This is a genomic window from Rhizomicrobium sp. (assembly GCA_037200045.1).
GTDB lineage: Bacteria > Pseudomonadota > Alphaproteobacteria > Micropepsales > Micropepsaceae > Rhizomicrobium.
In genome coordinates, this window is the sequence record JBBCHM010000001.1 from 2,736,771 (window position 1) to 2,750,488 (window position 13,718).

General features: G+C 66.4%; 14 protein-coding genes. 10 read left to right on the forward strand and 4 right to left on the reverse strand.

Annotated elements, in window-relative coordinates; genetic code table 11:
- Positions 1-4: 4 nt before the first annotated feature.
- The 9 genes from WDM86_13390 (at position 5) to WDM86_13430 (ending at position 6,869) form a co-directional block, all read left to right on the forward strand.
- On the forward strand, positions 5-556 hold the full coding sequence (locus WDM86_13390; GenBank protein ID MEI9991024.1) for a GNAT family N-acetyltransferase: 552 nt from the start codon (positions 5-7) through the stop codon (positions 554-556).
- Positions 553-1,101 carry a GNAT family N-acetyltransferase gene (locus WDM86_13395; protein MEI9991025.1) on the forward strand — a complete coding sequence of 183 codons (549 nt, stop codon included), beginning with the start codon at positions 553-555 and terminating at the stop codon, positions 1,099-1,101. Before WDM86_13390 ends, WDM86_13395 begins: the two co-directional genes overlap by 4 nt.
- Positions 1,102-1,297: 196 nt before the next feature.
- A complete protein-coding gene (obgE, locus tag WDM86_13400) occupies positions 1,298-2,338 on the forward strand; it encodes a GTPase ObgE (protein MEI9991026.1) in 1,041 nt (346 codons plus the stop codon).
- A complete protein-coding gene (gene proB, locus WDM86_13405; GenBank protein ID MEI9991027.1) occupies positions 2,335-3,462 on the forward strand; it encodes a glutamate 5-kinase in 1,128 nt (375 codons plus the stop codon). Before obgE ends, proB begins: the two co-directional genes overlap by 4 nt.
- Positions 3,459-4,718, forward strand: a complete 1,260-nt coding sequence (locus tag WDM86_13410) for a glutamate-5-semialdehyde dehydrogenase (GenBank protein MEI9991028.1) — start codon at positions 3,459-3,461, stop codon at positions 4,716-4,718. Before proB ends, WDM86_13410 begins: the two co-directional genes overlap by 4 nt.
- Complete coding sequence (locus WDM86_13415) at positions 4,715-5,365, forward strand: nicotinate-nucleotide adenylyltransferase (GenBank protein ID MEI9991029.1); 651 nt, start codon at positions 4,715-4,717, stop codon at positions 5,363-5,365. Before WDM86_13410 ends, WDM86_13415 begins: the two co-directional genes overlap by 4 nt.
- A 144-nt stretch (positions 5,366-5,509) precedes the next feature.
- Positions 5,510-5,869: a ribosome silencing factor gene (rsfS, locus tag WDM86_13420; GenBank protein MEI9991030.1), complete on the forward strand. Its 360-nt coding sequence runs from the start codon at positions 5,510-5,512 to the stop codon at positions 5,867-5,869.
- Between the two features lie 6 nt (positions 5,870-5,875).
- Positions 5,876-6,358, forward strand: coding sequence for a 23S rRNA (pseudouridine(1915)-N(3))-methyltransferase RlmH (gene rlmH, locus WDM86_13425; GenBank protein MEI9991031.1), 483 nt, complete (start codon positions 5,876-5,878; stop codon positions 6,356-6,358).
- 82 nt (positions 6,359-6,440) lie between these two features.
- Entirely contained in the window at positions 6,441-6,869 is a 429-nt protein-coding gene (locus WDM86_13430) for a flagellar assembly protein FliX (protein ID MEI9991032.1), read from the forward strand.
- Here the strand turns inward: WDM86_13430 and WDM86_13435 are convergent.
- The 3 genes from WDM86_13435 to WDM86_13445 form a co-directional block, all read right to left on the reverse strand.
- The gene (locus WDM86_13435) at positions 6,866-7,060 is read right to left on the reverse strand and encodes a hypothetical protein (protein MEI9991033.1); all 195 of its coding nucleotides are present in this window, start codon (positions 7,058-7,060) and stop codon (positions 6,866-6,868) included. The genes WDM86_13430 and WDM86_13435 overlap by 4 nt on opposite strands.
- A gap of 35 nt (positions 7,061-7,095) precedes the next feature.
- A complete protein-coding gene (odhB, locus tag WDM86_13440; protein MEI9991034.1) occupies positions 7,096-8,370 on the reverse strand; it encodes a 2-oxoglutarate dehydrogenase complex dihydrolipoyllysine-residue succinyltransferase in 1,275 nt (424 codons plus the stop codon).
- A 167-nt stretch (positions 8,371-8,537) separates the two neighbouring features.
- Positions 8,538-11,468, reverse strand: coding sequence for a 2-oxoglutarate dehydrogenase E1 component (locus WDM86_13445; GenBank protein ID MEI9991035.1), 2,931 nt, complete (start codon positions 11,466-11,468; stop codon positions 8,538-8,540).
- A gap of 223 nt (positions 11,469-11,691) precedes the next feature.
- On the opposite strand from WDM86_13445, the gene WDM86_13450 reads away from it, so the two are divergent.
- Positions 11,692-12,816 carry an acyltransferase gene (locus WDM86_13450; GenBank protein ID MEI9991036.1) on the forward strand — a complete coding sequence of 375 codons (1,125 nt, stop codon included), beginning with the start codon at positions 11,692-11,694 and terminating at the stop codon, positions 12,814-12,816.
- Here the strand turns inward: WDM86_13450 and WDM86_13455 are convergent.
- Complete coding sequence (locus tag WDM86_13455) at positions 12,783-13,700, reverse strand: NAD(P)-dependent oxidoreductase (GenBank protein ID MEI9991037.1); 918 nt, start codon at positions 13,698-13,700, stop codon at positions 12,783-12,785. The genes WDM86_13450 and WDM86_13455 overlap by 34 nt on opposite strands.
- Between the last annotated feature and the right edge of the window lie 18 nt (positions 13,701-13,718).

The window sequence follows — 13,718 nt, forward strand, 5'->3', positions numbered from 1 at the left end:
TGCCATGTGCTCAACTGAATCAGGCTTTCTGGAATCCGAGAGACTGCTGTTACGCCGACCCGAGCGGCGCGACATTCCCGCGATCGTGCCGCTGGCGAACGACTACGAGGTCGCCAAGAATCTCTCCACGATGCCCCATCCCTACACCGCGACGGACGGTGAGGCCTTTCTGGCACGGCTGGACGAGAAGCGGGACACCGATTTCGTATTCGCGATCACGCGAAAGGCGGACTCCGTCTACATGGGCAGCATCGGATTGCACCTGCGCGACGACGGCTACGAGTTCGGCTATTGGCTGGGCAAGCCTTTCTGGCGGCAGGGTTACGCGACCGAGGCGGCGCGGCGGCTGATCGCCTTCGCCTTCGACGAATTGGAGGCGCAACTCGTGTGGGCCGGCTGGTTCCACGACAATCCGCGCTCCGGCAACGTGCTCGCCAAGCTCGGCTGCGTGCCCAGGGGCTTCACGAAGCGCCGCTGCCTGGCGCGCGGCATGGAGATCGGCTGCAACGAGGTGACGCTGAGCCGCGAGGCCTATCTCGTCAGGAGGGTGGCATGAGCTTCCATCCGACGACGCAGCGGCTGATCCTGCGGCCGCCGACCTTGACCGACATGCCGGCCTTCGTGGCGATCCTGAACGACTACGACGTGGCCAAGAACCTGCGCCTGGTGGCGCATCCGTTCACCGAAACGCTGTTCCGCGAGGCGCTTGTGCGCATCGATCGGGAGCGGCAGGACGGCACCGGCTACAGCTTCGCGGTCACGCGCGCGATGGACGGCGCGCTGATCGGGCTGTGCGCGGCCGACCGCGGCCCGAACGGCGCCTGGGAGTTCGGCTATTGGTACGGCCGGCCCTATTGGGGCCAGGGCTACGCCACGGAAGCGGCGCGGCCGGTGATGCGCTTCGCCTTCGAGGACAGGGGGGCGGAGCGGCTGACGGCCGGCTGGTTCGACGACAATCCGGCCTCCGGCGCGGTTCTGCACAAGCTGGGCTTCGCCATCGCGGGCGTGGCGCGCGTCCGCTGCCTGGCGCGGGGCTGCGAAGTGCTCTCCAACCGGGCGCAGTTGACGCGCGAGCAATTTGCGCGAAAGAAGGCGGCATGACGCTCCTATTTCACGCGCCCGATATCGCCCCGATAACCTCTCCCGCTTGCGGGAGAGGTCGACCGATGCGCAGCATCGGTCGGGTGAGGGCCCGTCGCGCGGCCCTTCCCCTCACCAGCAAAATCCAAGCACTTAGCTTCGCTAAGTGCAGGATTTTGCGTCCTCTCCCGCAAGCGGGAGAGGAAAGGGGGACCTAATGAAATTCCTCGATGTGGCGAAGGTCTATATCCAATCCGGGCACGGCGGTAACGGCTGCGTCGCGTTCCGCCGCGAGAAGTACATCGAATATGGCGGCCCCTGGGGCGGCAATGGCGGCAAGGGTGGCGATGTCTGGGTTGAGGCGGTCGAAAACCTCAACACGCTGATCGACTACCGCTTCCAGCAGCATGTCCGCGCCAAGAACGGCTTTCCCGGCCTCGGCAAGGAGATGACCGGCGGGCATGGCGACGACGCGCTGATGAAAGTGCCGCCCGGCACGCAGGTCTATGAAGAGGACGGCGAGACATTGATCGCCGATCTGGCGACGGTCGGCCAGCGCGTGAAGCTGCTGCGCGGCGGCAATGGCGGCTTCGGCAACGCGCACTTCAAGAGCTCGACCAACCAGGCGCCGCGCCATGCCAACCCCGGCCAGCCGGGCGAGGAAAAGATCGTCATCCTCAAGCTGAAGCTGATCGCCGATGCGGGCCTGATCGGCATGCCGAACGCCGGCAAGTCGACATTTCTTTCCCGCGTCTCCGCGGCGCGGCCGAAGATCGCCGACTATCCGTTCACTACGCTGGAGCCGCAGCTCGGGGTGGTGAAGATCGATTCCACCGATTTCGTGCTGGCCGATCTGCCTGGCCTGATCGAGGGCGCGCATGAGGGCACTGGCCTGGGCGACAAGTTCCTCGGCCATGCCGAACGCTGCAACGTGATCCTGCACCTGATCGACGGCACCGAAAGCGCCATCGCCAGGACCTACAAGACGATCCGCGCCGAACTCGAAGCCTATGGCCATGGGCTGGAAGACAAGCCGGAGATCGTGGCGCTGAACAAGGCGGACGCGATCCCGAAGGCCGCGCTGGCCAAGAAGCGCGCCGCGCTGGAGAAGGCCTGCGGCAACAAGGCGTTCGTGATCTCCGGTGTGACCGGCGCGGGCATCGACGAGGTGCTGCGCGCCGTGGCGAAGGAGATCGTCAAGCGCCGTGCGCCGAAGAAGGCGCAGATCAAGGCCGCCAAGCAGGAATGGTCTCCGTGACCGATCCGTTCGCCGCCGCCAGGCTCATCGTCGTCAAGGTCGGCTCCGCCGTGCTGGTCGATGCGGAGAGCGGTGAGCTGCGCCGCTACTGGCTGAAATCGCTATGCGCCGACGTCGCCGAGTTGAAGCGGGCCGGCAAGAACATCTTGCTTGTATCGTCCGGTGCCATCGCGCTGGGGCGGCGCGCGCTGAAATTGAAATCCGGGCCACTCCGGCTTGAAGAAAGCCAGGCGGCGGCGGCGGCGGGGCAGGTGCGGCTGGCGGAAGCCTATGCCGATATTCTGGCGGGCGAGGGCATCGTCGCGGCGCAGGTGCTTCTGACGCTCGGCGATACCGAGCAGCGCAACCGTTATCTGAATGCGCGCGCCACGCTGAAGACGCTGATCGAACTCGGCAGCGTCGCGGTGATCAACGAGAACGACACGGTGGCGACGGCGGAGATCCGCTATGGCGATAACGACCGGCTGGCGGCGCGCGTCGCCAGCATGATGGGGGCGGACCGCCTCATTCTGTTGTCCGACGTCGACGGACTCTACAGCGCCGATCCCACGCGCAATTCCGAGGCACGTCACATTCCCGATGTGTCCGCGATCACGCCGCAGATCGAAAGCATGGCGGGCGAGTCCGTATCGGGGCTGGGGCGCGGCGGCATGGCGTCCAAACTTGCCGCGGCGAAGATCGCGACCGCGGCGGGCTGCGAGGTCATCATTGCCAAAGGTAAGACCAATCATCCCGTCGCCGCGATCCGCAATGGCGAGCGCTGTACGCGCTTCGCCGCCAGCGGCACGCCGGCGGCCGCGCGCAAGCGCTGGATCGCGGGCGTCCTCAAGCCGGAAGGCACGCTGATCATCGATGCGGGTGCGGCCCGCGCTCTGGCCGACGGCAAGAGCCTCCTGCCCGCCGGCATTCGCCAGATCGACGGCCGCTTCCAGCGCGGCGACGCCGTGCTGGTGAAGGACCAGCAGGGCCGCGAGATCGCACGCGGTCTGGCCGCCTATGGCGCGGCGGATGCCGAACGTATCGCCGGCAAGCGCACGGCGGAGATCGAGGCGATCCTCGGCTATCGCGGCCGCGACGAGATGATCCATCGCGACGACCTCGCGCTGACGGCGAGCGTGTCGTGAGTTTGCGCGAGAACATGCTGGCGCTGGGCGCCGCCGCGAAGGAAGCGACGCGCGCCATGCGCGAAGCCTCGACCGAGACGAAAAACAAGGCCCTGCTCGCCGCCGCCGCCGCGATCCACGCCCGCAAGGGCGATATTCTCGCGGCCAACGCGAAGGACATCGCGGCGGGAAAATTGTCCGGCCTGACGGCGGCGCTGCTCGACCGCCTAACGCTGGACGACAAGCGGGTCGAAGCGATGGCGCAGGGCGTCGAAGACGTGGCCGCGCTACCCGATCCTGTCGGCCGCGAGATGGCGCGCTGGATGGTGCCCAGCGGACTCGACATTGCGCGCATCGCCACGCCCATCGGCGTCATCGGGATGATCTATGAGAGCCGGCCCAATGTAACGGCGGATGCCGGCGCGCTCTGTCTGAAATCCGGCAATGTCTGCATCCTGCGCGGCGGTTCGGATTCGGCGCATTCGTCCGCGGCCATCCATGCGGCGATGCTCGAAGGGCTGCGCGCCGCCGGCCTGCCCGAAGCCGCGATCACGCGCGTGCCGACCACGGACCGTGAGGCGGTCGGATTGATGCTCGAAGGCCTCGGCGGCGTCATCGACCTCATCATCCCGCGCGGCGGCAAGGGGCTGACCGGCCGCGTGATGGCCGAGGCGCGGGTGCCGGTGCTGGCGCATCTGGAAGGTGTCTGCCACGTCTATATCCACGCCGCCGCCGATCCGGCGAAGGCACGCGCCATCGCGGTGAACGCGAAGATGCGGCGGACATCCGTTTGCGGCGCGGCGGAGACGCTGCTCATCGACCGCGCGATATTGCCGACGCTGGGCATCGTGGTTCTGAACGATCTCGCGAAAGCCGGCTGCGAAATTCGTGCCGACGCAGCGGTGCGTGCCGCGTTTCCCGATGCCAAGGCCGCCAACGACGAAGACTGGTCCACGGAATATCTCGATGCGGTGATCGCGGCGAAGGTCGTCGATGGCGTTGAGGACGCCATCGCGCATATCGAAAAGTACGGCTCGCACCACACGGAAAGCATCGTCACAGAAGACAAGGCGGCGGCGGAGCGGTTCCTTTCGGCGCTCGACTCGGCCATCGTGCTGTGGAACGCCTCGACGCAATTCGCCGACGGCGCGGAGTTCGGCATGGGGGCGGAAATCGGCATCGGCACGGGCAAGCTGCACGCGCGCGGTCCCGTCGGGGTGGAGCAGCTCACGACCTTCAAATACATCGTGCGTGGAACGGGGCAGATCCGGCCGTGAAGACAAAGCTGGAACGACCGCACGCCAACTGGGTGCGCCCGCCGGGGCCGGTGGCACCGGGACTGCGCATCGGCCTGCTGGGCGGCTCGTTCAATCCGGCGCATGAGGGCCATGTCCATGTCAGCGAGGTGGCGCTGAAGCGGCTCGGCCTCGATTATGTCTGGTGGCTGGTCACGCCGCAGAATCCGCTCAAGCCGACCCACGGCATGGCGCCGCTCGCCGAGCGGGTGCGGTCCGCCCGGATCGTGGCGCGCCATCCGCGCATCGTGGTGATGGACATCGAACACGATTTCCGCACGCACTATTCCTTCGACACGCTGCGGGCGCTCCAGAAGCGGTTCCCGCAGGTGAAATTCACCTGGCTGATGGGCAGCGACAATCTGCAGATTTTCCGCCGTTGGCATCGCTGGGCCGATTTCGCCCGGCGCGTGCCCATCGCGGTGATCCAGCGGCCGGGAACCGTGATGGCGATGCGCTCTGCCAAGCCGATCCAGCGGTTCGGCCAGGTCCGGCATGAAAAGCGGCTGTGCCTTCGGCGGGCGCCGGCCATCGTCATCCTGGAAGGCAGGCGCAATGCGCAGAGCGCGACCGCGATCCGCGCCTCGCAGCTCTATTCGGAGGGCTTTGTCGGCGTGTTGCCCGCGTGATAGGCTGGGTTTCGTGATGGAGAAAGACCACTGACCGCCAAGACCGTTAAGGCCGCCAAGAAGCCCGCGCCCAAGCGCAAAGCGGCGGCGAAGAAACCCGCCGTCAAGAAAACCAAGAAGGCCGCGCCCGAAGCGCCGAGCGCCGTGAGCACGGTTGAGGCGGCCGATCCGGCGCTGCTTGAGCGCATCCGCGCCTCGCTGGAAGACGACAAGGCCGAGGATATCGTGACCATCGACATGGGCGGGCGTTCGTCTCTTGCGGACGCAATAGTCGTGGCGAGCGGACGCTCGTCGCGCCACGTCGCCGCGATCGCGGAACATCTGGCGCGCCGGCTGAAGGATGCCGGCTACGGCACGCGGCCGGTCAACGGCGCGCAGCAGGGCGACTGGGTTCTGGTCGATGCCGGCGACGTGATCGTCCATATCTTCCGGCCCGAAGTGCGCGACTACTACAATCTCGAAAGCATGTGGTCGGTCGAAGAGCCCCGGCGCAGCCGGGCCTGATCCGCCATGCGCCTGCACATCCTCGCGGTCGGTTTCGCGCGCGGCACGCAGGAAGGCGCGCTGACGGACGATTTCGTCGGTCGCGCGCTGGCGATGGGTCGCCGCATGGGCTTCACCGCCGTCAGCTGCGACGAGCTGGCGGTCTCCAAGGAACGCGAAACGGCGAAGCGCATGGCGGACGAGGCCGAGCGGCTGGCCCGCCGCGTGCCAGAGGGCGCGCATGTGATCCTGCTCGACGCCAAGGGCAAGGGCATGACGAGCGAGGATTTTGCCGAGATGCTGGGCGCACTGCGCGATGCCGGCACACGCGACTTGGTCTTCGTGATTGGCGGGCCGGATGGGCTGGCGCCGCTGCCGGGTCGGAAAGCCGGTCGCAGCCTCGCCTTCGGTCCGCAGACCTGGCCGCATCTGATGGTGCGCGCGATGCTGAGCGAGCAGATCTACCGCGCGCTGACGATATTGGCCGGGCACCCGTATCACAGGGCCTAACACTCCCGCTTGCGGGAGGGTAATTATCCCTTCCTTAACCACAATCTGCGAAGTTCGTGTGTCGCAATGGGACGAGGGGCCCATGGAGATCAACGGACCCAGAAGGATCGAAACGAGCACGGTGCGCCGCGTCGCCAAGGGCGCGTCCGGCACTTCGTCCTCGTTCCAGGTCTCCGACGCGGGCGAAACCCGCGGCGCGGTGGTGAGCGGCCCCGGCCCGATCGGCGCGCTCGATTCCATCCTGATGCTGCAGGGCATGGACGATTCCACCGACGGCAAGTCCAAGGCCGCGGCGCATGGCGAGAAGCTGCTCGATATGCTCGACGAAATCCGTGACGGGTTGCTTGCCGGCGGCGTGCCGCGCACGACGCTCAACCGCCTCGCCAACGCGGTGACCCGCCGCCACGACCAGTTCAACGATCCCAAGCTGCAAGGCGTGCTCGACGAGATCGAGCTGCGCGCCCATGTCGAGATCGCCAAGCTCGAGATGATGGACAAGCGGGTGGCTTAGGGGCTTTTCTCGATCGCCGCAGCTATGCGTTCCAGCGCCGCGACCTGCGCCCTCATCTGCTCCAGATAGGCGGCTTGGTATTTCGATTGAAATCCGCCGCGCCGCCACATGACCATGAAGCCAACCCACACCGCGATGAGCAGGAGCATAGGAAACGCATTGACGAGTGTCTCGATCCAGAACTGATCCATATCTTCCCTCCGTCGATCGAAGAGAGAATGGCTATTCAGATATCCAGCAGCAAGCGCTGCGGGTCTTCCAGGTTTTCCTTCACGCGCACCAGGAAGGTCACCGCTTCGCGGCCGTCGACCAAGCGGTGGTCGTAGGACAGCGCCAGATACATCATCGGCTTGATCACGACCTTGTCGTCCTCCGCCACCGGGCGCGGCTGGATCTTGTGCATGCCGAGGATACCGGACTGCGGCGTGTTCAGGATCGGGGTCGACATCAGGGAGCCGAACACCCCGCCATTGGTGATCGTGAAGGTGCCACCCTGGAGCTCCTCAAGCTTCAATTTGTTGTCGCGGGCGCGCAGGCCGTAGTCGTGGATCTTCGCCTCGATCCCGGCAAGTGACAGCAGGTCGGCGTCGCGCACAACCGGCACGACAAGGCCGCGCTCGGTCGAGACCGCCACGCCGATGTCGTAGTAGTTCTTGTAGACGACGTCGTCGCCTTCGAGTTCGGCGTTGACGTTGGGCAGCTCCTTGAGCGCCGCGATGCAGGCCTTGACGAAGAAGCCCATGAAGCCGAGGCGCACGCCGTGCTTCTTCTCGAAGCTGTCCTTGTATTCCGTGCGCAGGGCCATGACGTGGCTCATGTCGACCTCGTTGAAGGTCGTGAGCTGGGCGGCGGTGTTCTGCGATTCCTTGAGGCGCAGCGCGATGGTCTTGCGCAGGCGGCTCATCGTCACGCGCTCTTCGCGGTCGGCGCGCGGGCGCGGGCCGGCATGCACCGGCGCGGGGGCAGGGCGCGGCGCGCTACGCTCGGCGGCGCGGGCCTCCAGCGCTTCAAGCACGTCGCCTTTCAGCACGCGGCCGTCGCGGCCGCTGCCGGCGAGGGTCGACAGATCGACGCCGCTCTCTTCCGCGATCCGGCGCGTGGCGGGCATGACGGGCGCGGCAACGATAGGCGCGGCGGCGACGGGAGCCGGCTTCGGCGGCTCGACCTTCGGCGCGGGTGCCGGTTTGGGAGCTGGAGCAGGCGCCGGCTTGGGCGCCGCAGCCTGCGGGTTCTTGGCGGGCGTCGCGGAAGCCTTGCCCTTGGCGCCTTCGGCGATGGCGCCGAGCAGGGCGCCGACCTGGACCGTGTCGCCTTCCTTGACCGAGATGGATTCGAGCGACCCGTCGGCGGGCGAGGGCACCTCGACCGTGACCTTGTCGGTCTCCAGTTCGAGCAGCGGCTCGTCGCGGGCGACGGCCTCACCCTCCTTCTTGAACCAGCGCGCCACCGTGGCTTCGGTGACCGATTCGCCCATGGCGGGAACTTTGATTTCGATGCTCATCGGAGGTTTCTCACCAAGAGGGTTCACGCGGAGCCGCGGAGGACGCGGAGTTCGGTGTGAACAGTTTCACTCTAACCTATTTCGTCATCGCCCGGCTCGTCCGCGCGACCCATTTTGTATCGCCATGACAAAATAGGTCGTCCGGATACGGGGTGATGACGGCTTACTCACAATGTCAGCGCTTCGGCGAGGAAGGCCTTCAGTTCGGCGTTGTGCTGGCTCATCAGGCCGGCCGCGGTCGAGGCGTATTCGGGCCGCCCGACATAGCGCGGGCTGGCCGTGCCGCCCAACTGGGCGATGGTCTGCTCGATGCGGGGGCGCACGAAGGTCCAGGCGCCCTGGTTCTGCGGCTCTTCCTGGCACCAGACGATGTCGGCCTTGGGAAAGCGGTTCAGCTCCAGCGCCAGCGGGCCTTCCGGGAAGGGATAGAGCTGCTCCAGCCGCAGGATGTACACGCCGCTTTCGTTCAGCTTGTCGCGCGCCTCCATCAGGTCGAAATAGACCTTGCCGCTGCACAGGATCACCCGCTTGATCTCGCGGTCCTCGGCCAGCTTGGTCGTCCAGGCGCCCGGCACGGACTCGGTCTGGTCGCGCAGCACGCGATGGAAGGACGAGCCGGGACCGAAATCGGCCAGGAACGAGGTGCACTTCTTGTGGCGCAGCAGCGATTTCGGCGTCATCAGGATCAGCGGCTTGCGGAACGGCCGGTGCATCTGGCGGCGCAGGACATGGAAGTAATTCGCCGGCGTCGTGCAATAGGCGACCTGGATGTTGTCCTGGGCACAGAGCTGGAGATAGCGCTCGAGCCGGGCCGACGAATGTTCGGGGCCCTGGCCTTCGTAGCCGTGCGGCAGGAGCATCACGAGGCCGCACATGCGCAGCCACTTGGTTTCGCCCGAGGCGATGAACTGATCGATGATGACCTGCGCGCCGTTGGCGAAGTCGCCGAACTGCGCTTCCCACAGCGTCAGCGCCTTGGGCTCCGCGGAGGAATAGCCGTATTCGAAGCCGAGCACGGCCTCTTCGGAAAGCAGCGAGTCGATGATCTCGAAATTCGCCTGGCCGTCGCGGATGTTGGCCAGCGGGTAGTAGCGCTTCTCGGTCTGCTGATCGACCAGCGCGGCATGGCGTTGCGAGAACGTGCCCTCGGTCGAATCCTGGCCGGAAAACCGGATCGGCATGCCTTCGAGCATCAGCGTGCCGAAGGCGAGCGCTTCGGCCGTCGCCCAGTCGAAGCCCTCGCCGGAGGCAAACATCGCGTCCTTGGCTTCGAGGCTGCGCGCCACCGTCTTGTGCAGGCTGAAGCCTTCGGGCAGGCGGGTCAGCGCCGCGCCGACCTCGCGCACGACGTCGAGCGGCACGGCGGTGTCGCCGCGGCGGTCGCCCTTGGGCGCGACGCCCAGGCCCGACCAGCGGCCGTCGAGCCAATCGGCCTGTTCCGGCTTATGGGTCTTGGAGGCGGCCAGTTCCTCGTCGAGGCGGGCGACGAAGGCCTTGCTCATCGCCTCGGCCTCGGCCTGGGTCAGCGTGCCTTCGTCGACCAGCTTCTTGGCGTAGATCTGCAAGGTCGTCGGATGATCCTTGATCGCCTTGTACATCAGGGGCTGGCTGAAGGTCGGCTCCAGCGTCTCGTTGTGACCGAAGCGGCGGTAGCACACCATGTCGATCACCACGTCCTTGTGGAACAGCTGGCGGAATTCGGTGGCGATGCGGGCGCAATGCACCACGGCCTCCGGATCGTCGCCGTTCACATGGAAGATCGGCGCCTGCACCATCAGCGCGATGTCGGTGCAATAGGGCGAGGAGCGCGAGAACGCCGGCGAGGTCGTGAAACCGATCTGGTTGTTGATGATGAAGTGGATCGTGCCGCCGGTCTTGAAGCCCTTGGTTCCGCTCATCGCGAAGCATTCCGCCACGACGCCCTGGCCAGCGAAAGCCGCGTCGCCATGCAGCAGAAGCGGCAGCACGCTGGTGCGCTCGGTATTGTCCTCGCGCTGCTGCTGCTTGGCGCGCGCCTTGCCCAGCACGACGGGATCCGATGCTTCGAGATGCGACGGGTTGGCGGTCAGCGACAGATGGACGTTGTGGTTGTCGAAGCCGCGGTCGGACGAGGCGCCGAGATGATACTTCACGTCGCCCGAGCCTTGAACTTCTTCCGGATTGGCGCTGCCGCCGGAGAATTCGTGGAACAGCTGGCGATAGGGCTTGGACATCACATTGGCGAGCACGTTCAGCCGGCCGCGATGGGCCATGCCGATGACGATCTCCTGCACGCCGAGCTGGCCGCCGCGCTTGATGATCTGCTCCAGCGCCGGGATCATCGCCTCGCCGCCGTCCAGGCCGAACCGCTTGGTGCCGAGGAAGCGCAGGCTGGCGAACTTCTCGAAGCCTTCCGCCTCGACCAGCTTGTTCAGGATCGCCTTCTTGCCTTCGGGCGAGAACACGATCTCCTTGTCCGGCCCCTCGATGCGGCGCTGCAGCCAGTCCTTCTGCTCGGCGTCGTTGATGTGCATGAACTCGTAGCCGATGCGGCCGCAATAGGTGCGCTTGAGGATGTCCGTCACCTGGCGCGGCGTCGAGGTCGACAATCCCATGACGCCGTCAAGGAAGATCGGGCGGTCCAGGTCTTCGGTGTGGAACCCGTAGAAATTCGGGTCGAGCTGGGGATGTGGCTGCCTGGGCGTGATCTTCAGCGGGTCGAGATCGGCCTCGAGATGGCCGATGACGCGATAGGCGCGGACGAGCTGGATGGCGCGGATCGAATCCTGCGCCGCCTTGTGCAGGTCGGCCTCGCTGGTGACGCCTTTGCGGGCCGGCCATTGGCCGGTCAGGGCGCCGACGAGATCGCCATTCTCCAATTGGGGTTTCTTGTCTCGCCGCCATTCCGGGCCGCGGCCGAGCTGGGCCGGGTCGAGCGCCGTCTGGCCAAGGCCCGAAAAATAGGCACGCCAGCTCGGGTCCACCGCATCGGGGTTCTCCAGATACTGGCCGTAGAGCGATTCCACGAAGGCGGCGTTGGTGCCGGACAGGAAGGAGGTCGCCTCCAGCAACTCGTTGGAGCTGCGGGCGAGGCGGGCGGGCGGGGATTGGTCTGTCATTTCAAAATGTTAGGGCGGGACTTCTTGGGTCGGGCCACTTTTCCGTTGGGGCATGAACCGTGGGGAGGCGTGGTAGCGCCGTTGGGGCGCCAATTCAACGCTTCTTGAGGTTAAATATGGGTGTGAAGACGTCGAATTACGACAGTCCTTTGACGGCCTGCGCCCGATCAATGTCACCGCGAATTCATTTCGATAAGAGCCGCGCCCAGGGGTAAGACGGCGCATGGAACCCAGGCGACTGACTTCGCTGGACGCGTTGCGCGGCATCGCCGCGCTGTCGATCGTGTTCTGGCACTGGCAGCATTTCTTCGCGATCGACGGCGACTGGATGGAGGGTTGGAGCCGCGACCAGCAGCCTCTATTCTGGCTGTTCAAGCCGCTCTATCTGCAGGGCTGGGCCGCGGTCGACCTGTTCTTCGTGCTCTCCGGCTTCGTGTTCTTCTGGCTCTACGGCGCGGCGATCCGCGAAGCCCGCCTCGGCGCCTGGCGCTTCGCGCTGCTGCGCTTCTCGCGGCTCTATCCGCTGCATCTTGCGCTGCTCCTGGCGGTGGCGGCGATGCAGTACGCCTTCTGGCAGCAGAACGGCGCGTTCTTCATCTATGACGCAAACGATGCGCCGCACTTCCTGGCGCAGCTTTTCCTGGTGCAGAACTGGTACCCGCTGGCGCCGCAGAGCTTCGACGGCCCGGCCTGGTCGGTGTCGCTCGAATGCCTGCTTTACGCGGTATTCTTCGTCGCCTGCCGGCTCGGGGTCCGCGCCGGCTGGCGCGCGCTGTTGCTGGCGCTGATGGGCGTGCCGCTGCTCTGGCTCGACGAGCACATCGCGCGCGGCGTCATCGGCTTCTTCATGGGCGGCGTCATGGTCGCCTGCTGGCAGGCCTTGCGCGAACACGCGCGCGCCCGGGCGATCTCGCGCGGCCTGACGACGGCGGCCATCGCCGGCTGGCTGACGCTGGCCGCGCTGCTCTATCTCGACAGCCCATTGCTCGCCGGCGGGGAGGGCAATGTCGGATTCTTGCTGGTGTTCGATCTGTTGCTGTGCCCGCTCACCGTCCTGTCGCTGGCGATGCGCGAGCGCGGGCAGAAGCGGCGGCCCTGGCTCGGCTTTCTGGGCGACATCAGCTATGCGACCTATCTGATCCATTTCCCGCTGCAGCTCGCGCTGGCGCTGGTCGCGAACCGCTACGATCTCGAACCGCAATTCTTCATGCAGGGCTGGGTGCTGGCGGCGTTCTATGTCGTGCTGATCGGTTTGGGCGCGCTGTCGTACAATTTCCTCGAGCGGCCGCTGCAAACGTTCCTGCGCAACGCGTTCTACGCCAAGCCGGCCATCGTGGAGCGCGGCTGAGCGGCGGCCGTCCGGTCCTCGATGGCGCGGATGACCGCCGCCATGTCGGCTTCGCCCAGGCCTTGCGCCACCGCCTCGCCATAGAGTGCATCGCTGGCGTCGAGCAGCGGCGTCGCGATGCCGGCCGCCCGCGCCGCGGCGGCCACCAGCCGGCTGTTCTTGAGGACGTCGCGCGCCGCCGCCTGCACCGCGAAGTCGCGCGCCACCAGCTTGCGGCCCTTGGCGCGCGACACCGCGCTCGCCATCGGTCCGGCGTCGAGCACGGCGAGAAACCGCTCCATGTCGAGGCCATGCGCTTCCGCGAAATGCACCGCTTCGGCGAGGCCCGCGACCATCGTCAGGAGATAGAGGTTGACCGCGAGCTTCATGGTCAAGCCGTTCGGCACCGCGCCGCACAGCACCGTCTCGCGACACATCGGCGCCAGCAGCGGCCGCACTTGCGCGACGGCCGCGGGATCTCCGGCCAGCATTACGACAAGTTCGCCGGTCTCGGCCGGTCCACGCGAGCCGGAGACCGGCGCCTCGACATAGGCGCCGCCCGCGGCGCGGATGTCGGCTTCCAGCGTGCGCGAATAATCCGGCGGCACCGTTCCCATCTGGACGACGACATGGCCCGCGACAGTGCCGGCGAAAGCCGGCGTGGCGCGACCGAGAACCGCGTCGATCGCCATTCCGTCCGCCAGCATGAGGATCGCGATGCGCGCGCGCCGGAAGAAATCCACGGCATTCGTCGCGACATGCGCACCCGATGCGCGCAAGGCTTCGGTCTTGTCCGCCGACCGGTTCCAGACCACGAGGCCCGGATGCGCACGCAGAAGATTGTGCGCCATGGCCTCGCCCATGACGCCCAGCCCCGCGAAACCGAGGGATGAATCCGTTTCCATCGCGCAGAACGCTAGCCG

What these genes read in the sequence shown, in the direction of transcription:
- WDM86_13390 (MEI9991024.1), top strand. Translation starts at nt 5, where the DNA reads ATGTGCTCAACTGAATCAGGCTTTCTGGAATCCGAGAGACTGCTGTTA.
- WDM86_13395 (MEI9991025.1), top strand. Translation starts at nt 553, where the DNA reads ATGAGCTTCCATCCGACGACGCAGCGGCTGATCCTGCGGCCGCCGACC.
- obgE (MEI9991026.1), top strand. Translation starts at nt 1,298, where the DNA reads ATGAAATTCCTCGATGTGGCGAAGGTCTATATCCAATCCGGGCACGGC.
- rlmH (MEI9991031.1), top strand. Translation starts at nt 5,876, where the DNA reads ATGCGCCTGCACATCCTCGCGGTCGGTTTCGCGCGCGGCACGCAGGAA.
- WDM86_13430 (MEI9991032.1), top strand. Translation starts at nt 6,441, where the DNA reads ATGGAGATCAACGGACCCAGAAGGATCGAAACGAGCACGGTGCGCCGC.
- WDM86_13435 (MEI9991033.1), bottom strand. Translation starts at nt 7,060, where the DNA reads ATGGATCAGTTCTGGATCGAGACACTCGTCAATGCGTTTCCTATGCTC.
- odhB (MEI9991034.1), bottom strand. Translation starts at nt 8,370, where the DNA reads ATGAGCATCGAAATCAAAGTTCCCGCCATGGGCGAATCGGTCACCGAA.
- WDM86_13445 (MEI9991035.1), bottom strand. Translation starts at nt 11,468, where the DNA reads ATGACAGACCAATCCCCGCCCGCCCGCCTCGCCCGCAGCTCCAACGAG.
- WDM86_13450 (MEI9991036.1), top strand. Translation starts at nt 11,692, where the DNA reads ATGGAACCCAGGCGACTGACTTCGCTGGACGCGTTGCGCGGCATCGCC.
- WDM86_13455 (MEI9991037.1), bottom strand. Translation starts at nt 13,700, where the DNA reads ATGGAAACGGATTCATCCCTCGGTTTCGCGGGGCTGGGCGTCATGGGC.